Here is a 16,906-nt window from a genome sequence, read left to right on the forward strand (position 1 = left end):
GGGAGGATGTCAACGTGCACCGACGCATCGAGGACTACGCGCTCATCGGGGACGAGCAGACCGCCGCTCTGGTGGGCCGCGACGGCTCCGTCGACTGGCTGTGCCTGCCCCGCTTCGACTCCGCGGCCTGCTTCGCGGCCCTGCTGGGCGACGAGGACAACGGTCACTGGCGGATCGCGCCCGAGGGGGCGGAGCTGTGCACCCGGCGCGCCTACCGCCCGGACACCCTGGTGCTCGACACCGAGTGGGACACCGCCGAGGGCTCGGTCCGGGTGACCGACCTGATGCCGCAGCGCGAGCACGCCCCCGACGTCGTACGCATCGTCGAAGGTCTCGGCGGCCGGGTCCGGATGCGCGGCCTGCTGCGGCTGCGGTTCGACTACGGCTCGGTCGTGCCGTGGATGCGCCGCTCGGACGGCCACCGGGTCGCCGTCGCCGGTCCCGACTCGGTGTGGCTGCGCAGCGAGCCGCCGGTGCGCACCTGGGGCGAGGACTTCCGCACCCACTCCGAGTTCACCGTGGAAGCGGGCGAGAAGGTCGCCTTCGTCCTGACCTGGCACCCCTCGCACCGGCCCCGGCCGCCCCTGAGCGATCCCTTCGAGGCGCTGGAGACCAGCGTCCAGGACTGGAGGGCGTGGGCGGCGCGCTGCCGTTACGACGGGCCGCACCGGGACGCCGTCGTCCGCTCCCTGATCACCCTCAAGGCCCTCACCTACGCGCCGACCGGCGGCATCGTGGCCGCCCCCACCACCTCGCTGCCCGAGGAGCTCGGCGGCGTCCGCAACTGGGACTACCGCTACTGCTGGCTGCGCGACTCCACCCTCACCCTCGGCGCGCTCCTGTCGGCCGGCTACCACGAGGAGGCCGAGGCCTGGCGCGACTGGCTGCTGCGCGCGGTCGCGGGCGACCCGGCGGCCCTGCAGATCATGTACGGCCTCTCGGGGGAACGCCGGCTGTCGGAGTACGAGATCCCCTGGCTGTCCGGCTACGCCGGCTCCGCGCCCGTCCGGGTCGGCAACAGCGCGGTCGAGCAGTTGCAGCTCGACGTGTACGGCGAGGTCATCGACTCGCTGTCGCTCGCCCGGCGCTCGGGCCTGCCGTCCCGGCCCCACATGTGGCGGGTGGAGTGCGCCATGATGGAGTTCCTCCGGGTGGCCTGGAGGCAGCCGGACGAGGGGATCTGGGAGGTGCGCGGCCCGCGCCGGCACTTCGTGTACTCCAAGGTGATGGCCTGGGTGGCCGCCGACCGCGCCGTACGCACGCTGGAGGACGACCCGACGCTCGACGGCGACATCGAGGGCTGGCGGGCGATGCGCGACGAGGTGCACCGGGAGGTGTGCGAGCGCGGCTTCGACCCCGTCCGGAACACCTTCACGCAGTCCTACGGCTCGACCGAGCTGGACGCCTCCCTGCTGCTCATCCCGCGCGTGGGTTTCCTGCCCCCCGACGATCCGCGGGTGGTCGGGACGGTCGACGCGGTCCGCGCCGAACTCGCCCCCGACGGTTTCCTGGTGCGCCGCTACAACACCACGACGACGACCGACGTCGACGGGCTCCCGGGCGACGAGGGCGTCTTCGTCGTCTGCTCGTTCTGGCTCGCGGACGCACTGCATCTGACGGGCCGTACGCAGGAGGCGCGCACGCTGTTCGAGCGGCTGGTCGGCCTCACCAACGACCTGGGACTGCTGTCCGAGGAGTACGACCCGGTCGCGGGCCGCCAGCTCGGCAACTTCCCGCAGGCCTTCAGCCACATCGGCCTGGTGGTGTCCGCGCTCAGCCTGTTCGGCGTCGACGAGGCGGAGGAAGCGGACGGGGCCGTGCCCCCGGGATAGGGGAGGATGGGGCCATGGATCTTGGACTGAAGGATCGTGTGTACGTCGTCACGGGGGCCACCCGGGGCCTGGGCAACGCCGCCGCGCGCGAACTCGTCGCCGACGGCGCGAAGGTGGTCGTCACCGGACGCGACGAGGAGACCGCGTCCGGCGCCGCCTCCGCGCTCGGCCCGAACGCCGTGGGGGTCGCGGCCGACAACGGCGCCGCCGAGACCCCGGCCCGGCTGATCGCCGGCGCCCGGAAGCACTTCGGCGGCTTCGACGGCATCCTGATCAGCGTCGGCGGGCCGCCGCCCGGGTTCGCCGCGGACAACACCGACGAACAGTGGATGGTGGCGTTCGAGTCGGTCTTCCTCGGTGCGGTGCGGCTGGCCCGCGCGGCCGCCGAGGAGCTCGGCGAGGGCGGGGTCATCGGCTTCGTGCTCTCCGGCTCGGTGCACGAGCCGATCCCCGGACTCACCATCTCCAACGGTCTGCGTCCGGGCCTCGCGGGTTTCGCCAAGTCCCTCGCGAACGAGCTGGGCCCGCGCGGCATCCGTGTCGTCGGGCTGCTGCCGTCCCGCATCGACACGGACCGCGTCCGCCAGCTGGACGGTCTGTCCGCCGACCCCGAGGCCACCCGCGCGGCCAACGAGGCCCGCATCCCGCTGCGCCGCTACGGCACCCCGGAGGAGTTCGGCCGCACGGCCGCGTTCCTGCTCTCCCCCGCCGCGTCGTACCTGACGGGCATCATGCTCCCGGTGGACGGCGGGATGCGGGGCGGGTTCTAGGACCACGCGGCCGCCGGACGCCGCGGAGCCCGGCATCGAGACGGCCCGGCCCGCTCGTCACGTGGCGGCCTGTTCGCCCGTCCGTGTGCCGGAGGCCCCGCTCAGGTCACGCGTTCCGCGCGGTGCTTGACCCCGCGCAGCCGTACCTCCGCCGGGAGCGCGGCGAGGCCGGCCGAGTCCCGTGCGTGCGCCAGCGCCTCCACGGTCAGCAGACGCAGCGCGTGCCCGGGGTCCACGTGCGGTTCCAGCAGGAGCCGTACCCGCGCCTCGGGCAGGCCGCGCCGACCGGTCAGCCGGACGGTCGCGCGGTCGACGCCGCCGAGGCGGGACGACTCGGCGGCCAGCACGCCCTCCAGGGCCCGTCCGCGCAGCAGCGCACCCGCCCCGTCGCCGGTGTCGACGAACACCTCGGCCAGCCGTCGGCGCCGCACGACGGCGACCAGCCACCACAGGGCGAGCAGCAGGAGCACCGCGAGCCCGGCGATGACGACGGGCCACCACCAGCCCTGGTCCCGCCACCTGGTCCGTTCGGCGGTGCTGAGCAGCACGTCGTGCCGCCCGTCGTGGATCCACCACGACGGCGGCCGGACACCGAGTCCGACGGCGAGCACGGAGCCGCCGAGGACGAGCAGCACGAGCCCGATGAAGCCGATCAGTACGCGGTTGACGATCCGCGGCACGGACCTCACCCCTTTCGTCCGGGGCGCGCGACACGCACCGACAGGGCGGGCGAGCGGACCAGTCCCAGCCCCTTGATGCCGTCGGCGAGCGTGGTGTCGAGGTCGGCGCGCACGTCGTCGAGTTCCCGGAAGTGCGCCACCGCGCGGACGTCGACCTTGCGGCGCTTCACGCGTACGCGGACCGACCGCACACCGGCGACCTCCATGGCCCGGTCGCGGAGCGCCAGCGCGGCGGCGTCCCGGTGCAGTCCGGCCCGGACGTCGGCGTGGGTGCGCCGCATCGGCAGCACGTCCCGCAGTCCCGGTGTGGCCGCGAGGACGATCAGCCAGAGCCCCACCACGGCGGCGGCCGCGGCACCGGCGAGGACCGCCGTGTCGTCGAGCGGCCGTTCGGCGAGCTGCTCGGCCAGCCAGGTCCGCCAGCGCAGCGCGGACCGTCCGGCGCGCACGGCCACGACGTCGTACAGGAAGGCGCCCGCCGCGACGACGAGCAGGAACGCGAGGATGCCCGCCGGGACGCGGCGCGCCGACCAGAACCGGCCCTGCCGGCCGTACTCGTCGTCGGCGGCGGTGTCCAGCGGTTCGTAGGCGGCGGCGGAGGCGGACTGCCCGAGGGCGCCCGCGTCGCCCCCGCCGCCCCGCTTCTCCAGCAGGGGCGTCTTCCGGGTGTCCTCGGAGCCCTGGGACTCGCTCATCGCGTCCTCCCCCGTGCCACGCCGGGCCCGTGCGTCAGGTGCAGCCGCTCCACCTGGACGGCCACCTCGGGCACTTCCATCCCCGCCAACGCCTCTACCCGCTCGGCGACATGACGACGCACCTCGCCGCACCGGGCACCGATGTCGGTGGGGTAGCCGAGTTCGAGACTGACCCGGACCCGGGCGCTGTGCGTCGGGGTGCCGCCCGTCCCCCCGGAGCCCGAGGCCTGCCGCCGCACGACCACCGTCGCGTGCGGGGGCACGGCGTCGGCGGGCGGCGGGGGCAGTGCCTCGCGCGCCGCGCGCGAGGCGATCTTCGCGACGACGCGGTCGGCGATCCGGGTGGCTCCCCGCTCGGGGGGCGGGACCCTCGCGAGCTCCGGTCCGGTCTCACCGAGCCGGTCGACATGGCCTGGCACGCGTCACCGCCGCCGTTCGTTTCGGGCGCGGAAGAAGTCGCCGACGTCCAGGTCCCCCTCCAGGAGCCGTCCGACGACGAACCCGACGGCCCCCAGGGCGGCCACCAGGAGGAAGGCGCCGAAGCCGCCGAAATACCCGGCGAAGGCCAGCGCCATTCCGGCGATCATGCCGATCACGGCCAAACTCATGGTGCGCTCCTCAGCGGTCGGGGGCCGTGTGATCACTCATGGTGCGGTGGCCGGTGCGTCCCGGGGCGTCCCGACGGTCAGGGGGTCACTGGAGCCGCGACTCCGGCTCCTCTTCCTCTTCCTCGGGAAGCTTCACGTCACTCACCGCGATGTTGACTTCCACCACTTCGAGCCCCGTCATGCGCTCGACGGCGGTGATGACGTTCTCGCGCACGGCATGCGCCACGTCGGAGATCGACACGCCGTAGTTGACGACGATCTCCAGGTCGAGCGCCGTCTGGAGCTCTCCGACCTCGGCCTTCACACCCCGCGTCACGGACTTGTCGGAACCGCCCGGCACCCGGTCGCGCACCGCTCCGAAGGTGCGGCTCAGTCCACTGCCCATCGTGTGGACACCGAACACGTCGCGGGCGGCGAGCCCGGCGATCTTCTCCACGACTCCGTCGGCGATCGTGGTCCGGCCCCGGGTGGCGGGATCTCCGCCGCCGCGTCTGACGGGCTTACGGGTCTGCTGGGACTCCTTCTCGGTGTCGGGGCTGTCCGTCCGGTCCCGCTCGCTCATGTCGGTCATCGCCGTACATCCCTTTCGGTCGTCCTCCTCTGCTCACAGTAGGTCGGGTCGCGCGGTCTCGCGCCGCGGATGGGGCACGCTGGAGCAATGACGGCGGACCGGTGGACGCAAGGGGTACGGCATCAGCTCGGGCTCGGCAGGCTCCTGCCGCTGGGGCTCGCGCTCGACGGCGCGTGGATCACGGAGGAGGCGGCCGGGGCGGTGCTGCGGCGGGAGACGGCGGCCGTGGAGGGGGTGCGGCTCGGCACCTTGCGGATCGCGCTCGCCGACCCGGACCGGGCCGGTACTCCGGCCGTGCCGCCCCCGCCCGGTGCGGTGCCGCCCGGTCCGCTGCGTGTCAGCGCGGAGTTCCGGGTCTCGGTGGACCCCACGTCCCCGGGCGCCGAGCCGCTCCCGTCCGTCGCGGCCCGGCTGCGCCTGGCCGTGGTGTCCGCCGCGACACGGCTCCTGGGCCTCGACGTCGTGGAGGTGGACCTGCGGGTGACGGACCTGCTGGAGGAGGACGGGGCACCCGCGGCGCACCCGGCGGGCGTGGAACGAGGGGCGCCCGCCGCGGTCCCTGCCGCCGGCGTACGCGAGGCGCGGGCCGTCCCGCCGGCCGACGGCGTACGGGGGACGCGGACCGCGGTACCGGCCGACGGTGCGCGGGAGGGCCGGGCAGACGCACGGGCCACCGGCGCCCGGGGGACACCGGCCCCCGCCCCGGCCGACGGCGCGGGGACGGAGCCCGCGGCGGTCCCGGCCGCCGACGGGCCGGACGACGGCGTGCCGACGGCGCCCGTGCCGAGGGATCCCGAGGGGACCCGGATCGCGGCGGCGGCCCTGGCCGTCCCGGGCGTCACCCGTCTCACGGACATCCTGGGCAGACCGGTCCGCGTCGAGAGCACGCCCGCCACGGACCCGGCCCTGCCGCGCCGCCACATCCGCGTCGAGCTGGAGGTCTCCGGGGACGAGCGGACGGTGGACGTGGCGCGGGCGGTCAGGAGCGCGATCACCGAGACCGCGCGGGACACCCCGTCGGTGGCGGTCCTGGTGACCTCCGTGACCCCGGGCACCCCGTCCCGGCGACCGTGACCACCGCGGGCCGGGAGCGGCCACCCTCCGGGGACGCGACCACCCCGAGCCGGGGCGACCGCCCCCGGAAGGCGTGACCCGCGCGCACGACGGAACACCCGCCGCCGGAGGCACGACCCCGCGAGCCGGGGCACCCGGTTCCTGGGAGCCCCGGCCTCCGCGTGGCGGGGGCGCCCGGCGTCACCGGGCGTTCCGCCTCGCGGAGGACAGGGCGGAGAGGCCGGTGCGCGCCCGGAGGGCTACTCGCCCACGCCCGCGAGGTCGCGGAGCCTGCGCGCCTGGGACGCCCGCTCGGCGGAACGCTGCTCCTCGTACGACCGCTCCTGGGCCCCGCGCAGCAGGGCCTTCGTCTCGATCACGGCGTCCCGCGGAGCGGCCAGCAGCGCCGCGGCCAGGTCGCCGACCGCCGCGTCGAGCTGCTCACCGGGCACGGCGAGGTTGGCGAGCCCGGTGCGCTCGGCCTCCTCGGCCAGGACGAAGCGGCCCGTGGCGCAGATCTCGAGCGCACGGGCGTACCCCACGAGGCCGACCAGCGGGTGCGTCCCCGTGAGGTCGGGCACCAGGCCGAGGCTGGTCTCGCGCATGGCGAACTGCACGTCGTCGGCGACGACGCGAAGGTCACAGGCGAGCGCGAGCTGGAACCCCGCACCGATGGCATGCCCCTGGACGGCGGCGATGGACACGATGTCGCTGCGCCGCCACCAGGTGAACGCCTCCTGGTACTCGGCGATGGTCGCGTCGAGGTCGGCGTCGGAGCCGCGCGCGAGGTCGATGAACGACGGTTCCCCGTCGAAGCCCTCGGGCGTGAACGCCTGCCGGTCGAGCCCCGCGGAGAAGGACTGGCCCTCGGCGCGCAGGACGACCACCCGGACGGAGCCCGGCAGTGACCTCCCGGCCTGCGTCAAGGCCCGCCAGAGAGCAGGACTCTGGGCATTGCGCTTGGCCGGATTGGTCAGCGTCACCGTGGCGGTCGCGCCGTCGACGGTGAGCCGTACGCCGTCCTTGTCGAGTACCGGGTCGAGCGAAGCCATGGGGTGCCTCCGATGGGTGCGGTCGGATCAGACGCGCGCCCCGCGAGGACACGGGGAACGCACCTAAGTGACTGCACAGTAACCACCCGGCCGGTCACCCGACCGACCGGGTGGTCACCACCGAAGCCGATGGGGACGCCCGGCCTCAGGCCGAGGCGGCCTTCTTGCCCCGCGTCGCACCGCCACGCCCTCGGAGCGTGACGCCCGACTCGCTGAGCATCCGGTGCACGAAGCCATACGAGCGGCCGGTCTCTTCGGCCAGCGCTCGGATACTCGCACCGGAGTCGTACTTCTTCTTCAGGTCTGCCGCGAGCTTGTCGCGCGCGGCGCCGGTAACCCGGCTGCCCTTCTTCAGAGTCTCGGCCACCCGGTCCTCCTCATGGGAAGTGCGCTCTGGACTCTCATGATCACCCCTTTCGGGCGCCATGGCCACCCATTCGGCAAGGTCCGTAAGACAAGGTTTTGACGACAGGAGCCCGTCCCCACGAACGGAATCAACAATTCCGGGTAGTGCGGCTCGTACAGCCGAACGGGTTTCTCCGCGAAGTACCTGGTCAGCGACGCAGAACGGCCGAGCCCTTGCGAACAAAGGACTCGGCCGTGAAATCGATGTACGACACACCCCGGTACGAGGAGATCTCACACAGATGATGGATCACGGATCGGCCGAATGATCCATACGCGGTGGATCAGCCAGTCGATCAAGCGGCGCGGGCCCCTCCCGGAGGCCGCGCGGGCTCAGGCGAGGGCCACCAGGTCGGCGTAGTCGGCGCCCCACAGGTCCTCGACGCCGTCCGGCAGCAGGATGATCCGCTCCGGCTGGAGCGCCTCGACGGCACCCTCGTCGTGGGTGACGAGGACGACGGCGCCCTTGTAGGTGCGCAGCGCGCCGAGGATCTCCTCGCGGCTGGCCGGGTCGAGGTTGTTCGTCGGCTCGTCGAGCAGCAGGACGTTCGCGGACGAGACGACGAGGGTCGCGAGCGCGAGCCGGGTCTTCTCGCCGCCGGAGAGGACACCGGCCGGCTTGTCGACGTCGTCGCCGGAGAACAGGAACGAACCGAGCGTCTTGCGGACCTCGACCAGGTCGAGGTCGGGGGCGGCGGAGCGCATGTTCTCCAGGACCGTGCGCTCGGGGTCGAGGGTCTCGTGCTCCTGCGCGTAGTAGCCGAGCTTCAGGCCGTGGCCCTCGACGACCTCTCCGGTGTCGGGCTGCTCGGCACCGCCGAGCAGGCGCAGGAGGGTCGTCTTGCCGGCGCCGTTCAGGCCGAGGATGACGACGCGGGAGCCCTTGTCGATGGCCAGGTCGACGTCGGTGAAGATCTCCAGCGAGCCGTACGACTTCGACAGGCCCTCGGCCATGAGCGGGGTCTTGCCGCAGGGCGCGGGCTCCGGGAAGCGCAGCTTGGCGACCTTGTCGGAGACGCGGACGGACTCCAGGCCGGAGAGCAGCCGGTCGGCGCGCTTGGCCATGTTCTGCGCGGCGACCGTCTTGGTGGCCTTGGCGCGCATCTTGTCGGCCTGGGCGTTGAGGGCGGCGGCCTTCTTCTCGGCGTTCTGGCGCTCGCGCTTGCGGCGCTTCTCGTCGGCCTCGCGCTGCTGCTGGTAGAGCTTCCAGCCCATGTTGTAGACGTCGATCGTGGCGCGGTTGGCGTCCAGGTAGAACACCTTGTTGACGACCGTCTCGACGAGGTCGACGTCGTGGGAGATCACGATGAAGCCGCCGCGGTACGTCTTCAGGTACTCGCGCAGCCAGACGATGGAGTCGGCGTCGAGGTGGTTCGTCGGCTCGTCGAGCAGCAGGGTGTCGGCGTCCGAGAAGAGGATGCGGGCCAGCTCGATACGGCGGCGCTGACCGCCCGAGAGCGTGTGCAGGGGCTGGCCGAGCACGCGGTCGGGCAGGTTGAGCGCGGCGGCGATGGTCGCGGCCTCGGCCTCGGCGGAGTACCCGCCCTTGGTCAGGAACTCCGTCTCCTGGCGCTCGTACTGCCGCAGGGCCTTCTCGCGGGTGGCGCCGGAGCCGTTCGCGATGCGCTGTTCGTTCTCGCGCATCTTGCGGATCAGGACGTCGAGGCCGCGGGCCGACAGGATGCGGTCGCGCGCGAGGACGTCGAGGTCTCCGGTGCGCGGGTCCTGTGGGAGGTAGCCGACCTCGCCGGAGCGGGCGACGGTTCCACCGGCGGGCTGGCCCTCGCCCGCGAGGACCTTGGTGAGGGTCGTCTTGCCCGCGCCGTTGCGGCCGACCAGGCCGATGCGGTCGCCCTTCGTGATGCGGAAGGTGGCGGACTCGATGAGGATGCGGGCACCGGCGCGCAGCTCGATACCGGAGGCGGAGATCACGGTCAGACTCCAGAGCGGGATTGATGGCGGGGTGGACGGCCGAGGACGTTCACGCCGTCTAATGCGCGAGGAGAATGGCCATGGGCCAAGTCTAACGGGGCGGTGCAACCAGTTTTCCGGTGTGTGGTGCGCGGCACCTGTGACGCTCGCCCCCTCCCGGGGAGCCGAGACCCGCGTCGCCCGTTCGGACCGCGGGCCGGGGCCGGGTGCCGAAGAGCGTACGAGGATGGCGCCACGGAGCGACGAAAGCGGTGGCCCATGCGGTTCGACGACGACGGCCCGGACACCTCCGGGGTGCGGTACGTGCGCGGCGGTCGCGTCCCCGGCGGCTGGGCGGCCGTCGGCGGCGGCCTCGCCTGTCTGGTCGCCCTGGCCCTCGGACCGGTCTTCGGGGTGGGTCCCGATCTGCCCGGGCTCTCCCCGGACGGCGGCCGGTCCGGGGAGAAGGTCTCCTCCCTCGCGCAGGTGCGGCGGAGCTGTCCGGAGGGACGGGAGGCCGACGCCCGGGAGGACTGCCGGACCGTGGCGGTGGTCGACAGCGTCCAGTCCTACTGGACCCGGGAGTTCGCACGCCGGGGAAGCGCCTACACCCGCGCCCCGGCGGTGTTCTTCAGCGGCCGGGTGAACACCGCGTGCGGCACCGCCTCGTCCTCCGCCGGGCCCTTCTACTGCCCCCGGGACCGCGAGGTCCGTCTGGACCTCGGCTTCTTCGACGACCTCCGCACGAAGTTCGGCTCCGGCGGGCCGTTCGCGCAGGCCTACGTGGTGGCGCACGAGTACGGGCATCACGTGCAGAACCTCACGAACACGCTCGCCCGCTCACGGGACGGCGCGGGCGGCGACCCCGTGAAGGTGGAGCTCCAGGCCGACTGCTACGCGGGGGTCTGGGCGCGGCACGCGACCACCACACCGTCCTCGTCGACGGGCAAGCCGTTGCTGACCACGCTGACGGACGCCGACATCCGCGACGGCCTGGACGCGGCGGCCGCCGTCGGCGACGACCGGATCCGGGCCGGGCAGCAGGGCCGGGTGACCCCGGAGACCTGGGCGCACGGATCGGCCCAGCAGCGGCGGCAGTGGTTCTACCAGGGCTTCACCGGCGGCGACATGGCGCAGTGCGACACGTTCCGGTGAGCCGGGCGGACGGACCCGGACCGCGGGCCCGTGCGTGGCGCACGTCGTCGGCGCACACCACCGGCGGGCCGTGGACCGCGGCGCGGGGATCCTGACGCCCCGGCCGGCTCCGGTCAGCTCCCTCCGGTGTGCACCTGGAAGGCGGCCCTGCGCACGGCCTTGGCGAGGGCGGGGTCCGGGTGGGCCGCGGCGAGCGCGACCAGCACCTGCACCGTGCGCGGGTGCCCGACCGTGCGCACCTCGTCCAGGAGCGCGGGCACGGTGGGCTGCACCGCCGACTCCAGATGACGGACGAGGAGCGGGGCCTCGCCGTGGTCGGCGACGGCGGCCGCGGTGTCGACCCACAGCCAGGTGGACTCGGCCCGGGTGAGGACCTCGTGGGCCTCCTCGGGGTCGTAGCCGTCGTGCTCGGCGAGCCACAGCAGGGCGTAGGGGCGCAGCGGGGTCTCCTCGACCACGGCGCGCACGTCCGGCTCCGCGGGGGCGCCGACCACGCGCAGCGCCTCGAAGGCGAGGCCGCGGGTGAGGGCGTCCTCGCCGCGGGCCGCGTCGATGAGTTCCGTGACGGCGCCGCCGACCGGGCGGGCGGCGAGCCAGGCGCGGTACTCGGCGCGGGCGGCGTTGGGGCGCAGTTGGGCACAGCCGCGGAGCATGTCCTCGGCCGACTGCTCGATGTTCCCGGCCGGGCTCTGCGCGGCGACGCAGATCTGCTCCAGCTTGACCCAGACCGCCCAGCTGCCGAGCGCGGTGAGGGTGGCCTGTCCTTCGCCGCAGGTCAGCGCGCCGACGGAGGCGAGGGCCTGCAACGCCCATTCGAGGAGCGGGGCGAGGGGGGCGTCCGGGACCTCGGCGGGCTCCGGGGCGGGCTCGGCCGCGGGTTCGGGGCCGTAGGAGACCTCGCAGCGCTCGGTGCGCAGCTCCGTGACGCGCTGCCCGAGGAGGTCGAGGAGCTGCTCCACCGGGACGGGCCCGGCGGAGAGCTGGAGGAAGGAGAGCACCTGGGGCATCGCGGAGACGACCTCGGCGACGGCCGCGGGCTCGCGGTCCACCGGCTCGGGGTACGCGAGGGACCAGGCGTCGAAGAGGGCGACCCAGCCGCGCAGGACGGCGCTGTCGTCGCGGCTCCAGGCGCGCAGCCGCCATCCCGGGCGGGCGTCGCCGCCGTGCACCTCGATGAGACCGGCCAGACGGGCGGTGTCCCAGTCGGCGCGGACCTGGACCGGGGTCAGTCCGAGGTCCGCGGCGGCCCGCTGCGCGGTGGCGTCGGAGAGGGTGCCCTTGCCGTCGGGGTTCGCGCCGTCGCGCCCCGGGCGCAGGGCGGCGTCGGCCCAGCGCGCCACGCGGGCCGCGTCGGACAGGCCGGTGCGCGCCATGCGGGCGAGTTCCGCGGGCGGCGGTGTGCCTTCCGGCGGCCTGGGGGCGGGGCGGCGGGTGCGGCGCTGGGTCACCGCTCGGGGAGCGGTCGCGAGGGACCGCGGGCTGACGAGTCGGAGCCTGGAGTCGCGCGGGTTACGGGACGTCACGGGTGCAGTCTTGCGGTTGACAGTCCGAAAACCCAAACGGAATGCCGTCGCAGGCCACGGGGGCGCCGGGAGCGGGGCCCTCCCGAGGTGCCCGGCGCGCGGGAAGGAGTGCCGCGCGGAGTTGTCCGGGACCGAACCGGAAGTACGCCTTCGCGTCGGCCGGAACGGCCCGGGCGGGCCCGGTCCCGAGCCCGCCCGGCGGGCCGTCCCGCCGGGGCGCGCGGGGGTTCACCGCCGGTGCGCGCGGGGCTCGGTCGCACCGGTGCGCGCCGGGAGCGACGACCGGGGCCCCGGGAGTCCGTGCCCGTCCCTGCCGGCGGTGCGCCGGCTCACATCAAGGGGGTGAGGAAGCGGCGCAGGGCCTCTTCGTAGCTCGCCGGGTCGGCGTTCCACATGGCGCCGTGCGGGGCGTTCGGGACGGTGTGCAGGGTGACCAGGTCGGGACGGCTCGCGGCGAGGCGGCGGGAGGGGCCCCAGGGGGCGATGCCGTCCTCCGGGCCGTGCACCAGCAGGGTCGGCACCTTGACCTGGTCGGGGTGCGCGGCGTGCGCGATGCGGTCCCCGCGTACGCCGGTGCGGCCCTGCGCGGCGCGCACCGCGAGCGGCAACAGGAAGCCCGGGGTGTGGCGGGCGCCGGCCAGGGCGCGCAGCGTGGTCTCCCAGTCGAGGACCGGTGAGTCCAGGACGAGCCCGCAGATCCGCTCGCGCAGCGCGGAGTGGGCGGCGGCGCGCAGGGCCATGGTGGCGCCGGTGGACCAGCCGTACAGGACGACCCGCTCGGCGCCGAACCGCACGGCGTAGCGGATGGCCGCGTCGAGGTCGCGCCACTCGGTCTCGCCGAGGTGGTTCAGGCCGTCCGGCGGGCGGGGCGCCCCGAGGTCGCCCCGGTAGGCGAGGTCGAGGACGGGGAAGTGCCGGCCGTTGAGGAACTCCATCATGTTCATGGGGTGTTCCCGGGTGGTGCCCAGGCCGTGCACGGTGATGATCCAGGTGTCGCGGACGGCCGGCACGAACCAGGCGGGCAGGGCGCCGAGTTCGCCGGGTACGTCGACGTCGGCGTGTTCGAGTCCGAGGGCGGCCCCGGGGTCGCCGACGTACAGGTTCGGGGTGAGCCACACCTTGTCGCCGGGCTCCAGGGATCCGTGCGTGACGCGCTCCAGGGTGCGCACGACGGTGTCGGCGGTGTGGGGCACGGAGTTCTGGAGGGGGCCGACGACCGCGTGGGAGCCGTCGCCCGCGAGGCCGTAGGTTCCCGGGCGCCGGGAGGCGAGGGTCCTGGTGAGGGTGATGCCGCCCGCCGTCGTGGCGTGCACGGTGAGCCGGGGCTCGGTGGGCAGGGGCTTGCCGGGCCTCGTCTTCAGCGCGGCGTCGCTGGCGAACCGGCCCGCCGCCACGGAGGCCGCGCCCGCGGCTATGGCTACGGTGGCGGCCGCTGCCGTGGCTCTTAGGGTGCGCACCCGACCAGTCTCCCGGGGGACCTCGTCATCGGCCAGCGGGAGGGAATCCGGGAGTGACGGCGGGCGCTCGCCGGGCCTTCGCGCGGGGACGGTCCGAGGAGGCGTCACCGTCCGCGGGGACGGTCCGGCGTGGCCTCACGGCCGTTGGCCGTACCCCCGCAGCCGCTCCCCCGCCTCCTCGAGCTGGTCCGGTGAGAGCAGGGCGGGCGCGAGGCCCGGGACCGAGGCGGACAGGAGCCAGACGCGGCACATCCACTCCAGCTGGGCCGTACGGTCGTACGCCTGGTCCAGCGAGGCCCCGTGGGCGATGGTGCCGTGGTTCCGGAGGAGGCAGGCGGTGCGGCCGGCCAGCGCCCGGAGCGTGTTCTCGGCCAGCTCCGGCGTGCCGTAGGCCGCGTAGGGGGCGACGCGGACCGGGCCTCCCATGGCCGCCGCCATGTAATGGACGAGCGGGAGTTCGGGGACGAGGAGCGAGACGGCCGTCGCGTGCGGTGCGTGGGTGTGGACGACCGCCCGCGCCTCGGTGGCGCGGTACACCGCGAGGTGCATCGGCAGTTCGCTGGTCGGGCGCAGCGAACCGAGCACCTGTCGGCCGTCGAGACCGACGCCGGTGACGTCGTCGGGTGTCAGCCGGTCGTAGGGGACGCCCGTGGGCGTGACCAGGACGGTGTCGCCCACGCGGACCGAGACGTTGCCCGACGTGCCGACGACCAGCCCGTCGGCGACCGTGCGGCGGGCCGTCGCGACGAGTTCGTCCCAGGCCCGCCGGAGGGCGTCCCGTGTGTCCCGCCCGTCGGGTCCGTCCGTCGTCCGTGGGTGCTCGTGCCCGTCCTGTACGTCCCCGTGCCGCTCATTCATGACGCGATCCTGTCAGGCACTGCCGTCCACGGGCTCCGGGCAGGTGTGTTCCAGAGCGGATACGGTCCCTCAAAAGCCCATGGTTGTATGTGATTTACATCACATCATACCGATGAAACGTCGCTGTGACCTCGTTCGGACATTTGCCGCGGATCACACCCCGTGGTCGGCCCGCTACGACCCGGATTGCACCCGGACCCCGCCCCCGGAGCACCCCTTCGGGCCCCCCGGACGGTGTGACGGGGGCTACAGCCTGGGCGTGACGGGGATCTCGCCGTTCAAACCCGCTCCGACCCGAGCGGTCCACCGGGGTTCGAGAGCCCAATCGGAGTACGGAATTCCGTATCCGTTCGAACCCTCCGAGCCCTCCTTCGACACAAGCGGAATGCGGGTCCACTGTTCGGGACACCATCAGGTCCGACCCAGTTCACCTTCCGTTCACCCAGGTTGCCTACGGTCCACCTGCCACTGACGTCCAACAGAAGCCTGGGTAAATGGAACACATCACGCTCCTCCTCGGAATCGTGATCGTCACCGCTCTCGTGTTCGATTTCACGAACGGTTTCCACGACACCGCCAACGCGATGGCCACCACCATCTCGACCGGCGCACTCAAGCCCAAGGTCGCGGTGGCCATGTCCGCCGCCCTCAACCTTGTCGGCGCCTTCCTCTCCGTCGAGGTCGCCAACACGATCTCCAAAGGCCTCGTCGACGAGACGGGCATCCGGCCGGAGGTGATCTTCGCCGCCCTCGTGGGCGCGATCCTCTGGAACCTGGTGACGTGGCTCGTCGGACTCCCGTCCAGCTCCTCGCACGCCCTCATGGGCGGCCTGGTCGGCGCCACCATCGCCTCCGCCGGCACCGGCGCCGTGCACGGTGACGTCCTGGTCGGCAAGGTGCTTCTGCCCGCCGTCGCCGCCCCGGTCGTCGCGGGTCTGGCGGCGATGGTCGCGACCCGTCTGTCGTACAAGCTCAGCGGTGGCGCCGACACCAAGGCCACCAAGAAGGGCTACCGCGCCGGCCAGATAGCCTCCGCGGGCCTGGTCTCGCTGGCCCACGGCACCAACGACGCGCAGAAGACGATGGGCATCATCACCCTGGCCCTGGTCGCCGGTGGCGCCATCGCCCCCGACTCGAACCCGCCGGTCTGGGTCATCCTCTCGGCCGGTGTCGCGATCGCTCTCGGCACCTTCCTGGGCGGCTGGCGCATCATCCGCACGATGGGCAGGGGCCTGACCGACCTCCAGCCGCAGCAGGGCTTCGCCGCCCAGACCAGCGCGGCCACGGTCATCCTGGCCTCCTCGCACATCGGCTTCTCCCTCTCCACCACGCACTCGGTCTCCGGTTCCGTGATGGGCGCGGGCCTCGGCCGCAAGGGCGGTGTGGTCCGCTGGTCCACCGCCACCCGCATGGCCGTCGCCTGGGTCCTCACGCTGCCCGCCGCCGCCCTGGTCGGCGCGCTCGCCGAATGGGTGACCGGTTTCGGCACCTGGGGCACCGCGCTCGTCGCCGTCTTCCTGGTCGCGTCCAGCTTCGCGATCTGGCGCCGCTCGCGTCACGAGGTCGTCGACCACAACAACGTGAACGACACCGAGGAGCCCCCCGGTGTGGTGACGCAGGCCATCGCCGCCGTCACCCCGCCCCCGGCCGGCACCCTGACCGACGGCCTCACGGCCACCATCCCCGCTCCGGCCGAGCCCACGGTGAACCCGTCGGCGCAGTCCCGCGTGGCCTGAGAACCGAAGGAAGAAACAGCATGCACATCGACTGGTCAGCCCTCGGGTCGGTCTTCGGGGTCAGCCTCGGAATAAGCGTGGCCCTCGTCGCCCTCTTCACCCTCGGCGTCGCCGGCCTCTCCAAGAAGGAGACGGCCCAGGGCGGTTCCGCGGTCGCGGCGGCCACCGGCGCGTACGTCTGCTTCGCGGCCTGCGCCGCGGCGGTGGCGTACGGCATCTCCCTGATCATCACCAAGTAACGGCACGGGCGGCCCGCACCCGGGCCGCTCCGAGCGGTACCGCGCGTGGGGCGCGGGACGGATCACCGTCCCGCGCCCCACGCGCATGTGGGCCTGCGCACACTGTCCCTCCGCAGGTCAAGAGCCAGTTGACGGCCGTTCACACCCCGTGGTGGACTGCCGGAGCCAAGTACGGCGGCATGAGAGGAAGCCGGTGCGAATCCGGCGCGGTCCCGCCACTGTCATCGGGGAAGAAACTCCCCGGGAGCCAGGAACTCTCACCGCCGGTCTCGTCGAACCAGGGCGTGGACACCCTGAGTGAGGACATATCGCCATGCGCGGCTGCCCGTTGCCCGTTCCGCTGAGTACGAGGGTTCCGCTC

Annotated in this window: 17 protein-coding genes and 1 riboswitch; of the genes, 6 read left to right on the top strand and 11 right to left on the bottom strand. The window is 73.6% G+C overall.

The features are described 5' to 3' along the window. Positions 1–14: 14 nt before the first annotated feature. Positions 15–1,832, top strand: a complete 1,818-nt coding sequence (locus CW362_RS11715; protein ID WP_103549337.1) for a glycoside hydrolase family 15 protein — start codon at positions 15–17, stop codon at positions 1,830–1,832. 14 nt (positions 1,833–1,846) lie between these two features. Next, entirely contained in the window at positions 1,847–2,602 is a 756-nt protein-coding gene (locus CW362_RS11720; RefSeq protein ID WP_103549338.1) for an SDR family oxidoreductase, read from the top strand. A gap of 101 nt (positions 2,603–2,703) precedes the next feature. Here the strand turns inward: CW362_RS11720 and amaP are convergent, their stop codons facing one another. The 5 genes from amaP to CW362_RS11745 all read right to left on the bottom strand — a co-directional run bounded on the left by amaP (position 2,704) and on the right by CW362_RS11745 (position 5,156). Then, on the bottom strand, positions 2,704–3,282 hold the full coding sequence (amaP, locus tag CW362_RS11725) for an alkaline shock response membrane anchor protein AmaP (protein ID WP_162684046.1): 579 nt from the start codon (positions 3,280–3,282) through the stop codon (positions 2,704–2,706). 5 nt (positions 3,283–3,287) lie between these two features. Further along, positions 3,288–3,977 carry a DUF6286 domain-containing protein gene (locus CW362_RS11730; protein ID WP_103549340.1) on the bottom strand — a complete coding sequence of 230 codons (690 nt, stop codon included), beginning with the start codon at positions 3,975–3,977 and terminating at the stop codon, positions 3,288–3,290. Further along, on the bottom strand, positions 3,974–4,396 hold the full coding sequence (locus CW362_RS11735) for an Asp23/Gls24 family envelope stress response protein (protein WP_103549341.1): 423 nt from the start codon (positions 4,394–4,396) through the stop codon (positions 3,974–3,976). The genes CW362_RS11730 and CW362_RS11735 overlap by 4 nt, the downstream gene beginning before the upstream one ends. 3 nt (positions 4,397–4,399) lie before the next feature. Next, positions 4,400–4,585: a hypothetical protein gene (locus CW362_RS11740; RefSeq protein WP_103549342.1), complete on the bottom strand. Its 186-nt coding sequence runs from the start codon at positions 4,583–4,585 to the stop codon at positions 4,400–4,402. Between the two features lie 85 nt (positions 4,586–4,670). Further along, complete coding sequence (locus CW362_RS11745; protein ID WP_103549343.1) at positions 4,671–5,156, bottom strand: Asp23/Gls24 family envelope stress response protein; 486 nt, start codon at positions 5,154–5,156, stop codon at positions 4,671–4,673. 87 nt (positions 5,157–5,243) lie between these two features. Between CW362_RS11745 and CW362_RS11750 the strand changes: the two genes are divergently transcribed. After that, positions 5,244–6,230 carry a nucleopolyhedrovirus P10 family protein gene (locus CW362_RS11750; RefSeq protein WP_103549344.1) on the top strand — a complete coding sequence of 329 codons (987 nt, stop codon included), beginning with the start codon at positions 5,244–5,246 and terminating at the stop codon, positions 6,228–6,230. Positions 6,231–6,469: 239 nt separating this feature from the next. On the opposite strand, the gene CW362_RS11755 is transcribed toward CW362_RS11750, so the two are convergent. The 3 genes from CW362_RS11755 to CW362_RS11765 form a co-directional block, all read right to left on the bottom strand. After that, entirely contained in the window at positions 6,470–7,261 is a 792-nt protein-coding gene (locus tag CW362_RS11755; protein WP_103549345.1) for an enoyl-CoA hydratase/isomerase family protein, read from the bottom strand. Between the two features lie 145 nt (positions 7,262–7,406). Then, entirely contained in the window at positions 7,407–7,628 is a 222-nt protein-coding gene (locus CW362_RS11760; protein ID WP_006123601.1) for a helix-turn-helix domain-containing protein, read from the bottom strand. Positions 7,629–7,999: 371 nt separating this feature from the next. Then, on the bottom strand, positions 8,000–9,598 hold the full coding sequence (locus CW362_RS11765; RefSeq protein WP_103549346.1) for an ABC-F family ATP-binding cassette domain-containing protein: 1,599 nt from the start codon (positions 9,596–9,598) through the stop codon (positions 8,000–8,002). Positions 9,599–9,856: 258 nt separating this feature from the next. Between CW362_RS11765 and ypfJ the strand changes: the two genes are divergently transcribed. Next, positions 9,857–10,732, top strand: a complete 876-nt coding sequence (gene ypfJ / locus CW362_RS11770; RefSeq protein ID WP_103549347.1) for a KPN_02809 family neutral zinc metallopeptidase — start codon at positions 9,857–9,859, stop codon at positions 10,730–10,732. A 113-nt stretch (positions 10,733–10,845) separates the two neighbouring features. Here the strand turns inward: ypfJ and CW362_RS11775 are convergent, their stop codons facing one another. The 3 genes from CW362_RS11775 to CW362_RS11785 form a co-directional block, all read right to left on the bottom strand. After that, a complete protein-coding gene (locus CW362_RS11775) occupies positions 10,846–12,255 on the bottom strand; it encodes a hypothetical protein (RefSeq protein WP_206300932.1) in 1,410 nt (469 codons plus the stop codon). A 329-nt stretch (positions 12,256–12,584) separates the two neighbouring features. Continuing rightward, positions 12,585–13,712, bottom strand: coding sequence for an alpha/beta hydrolase family protein (locus tag CW362_RS11780; RefSeq protein WP_103549349.1), 1,128 nt, complete (start codon positions 13,710–13,712; stop codon positions 12,585–12,587). A 135-nt stretch (positions 13,713–13,847) separates the two neighbouring features. Beyond that, the gene (locus tag CW362_RS11785) at positions 13,848–14,570 is read right to left on the bottom strand and encodes a class II aldolase/adducin family protein (protein WP_103549350.1); all 723 of its coding nucleotides are present in this window, start codon (positions 14,568–14,570) and stop codon (positions 13,848–13,850) included. Between the two features lie 494 nt (positions 14,571–15,064). On the opposite strand from CW362_RS11785, the gene CW362_RS11790 reads away from it, so the two are divergent. Next, entirely contained in the window at positions 15,065–16,306 is a 1,242-nt protein-coding gene (locus CW362_RS11790; protein ID WP_103549351.1) for an inorganic phosphate transporter, read from the top strand. A 20-nt stretch (positions 16,307–16,326) separates the two neighbouring features. Next, positions 16,327–16,545 carry a hypothetical protein gene (locus tag CW362_RS11795; RefSeq protein WP_103549352.1) on the top strand — a complete coding sequence of 73 codons (219 nt, stop codon included), beginning with the start codon at positions 16,327–16,329 and terminating at the stop codon, positions 16,543–16,545. A gap of 135 nt (positions 16,546–16,680) precedes the next feature. Further along, positions 16,681–16,821, top strand: a riboswitch (cobalamin riboswitch). Positions 16,822–16,906 lie beyond the last annotated feature (85 nt).

It is taken from the genome of Streptomyces populi (assembly GCF_002911015.1).
In the GTDB taxonomy this organism is placed as follows: Bacteria; Actinomycetota; Actinomycetes; order Streptomycetales; family Streptomycetaceae; genus Streptomyces; species Streptomyces populi.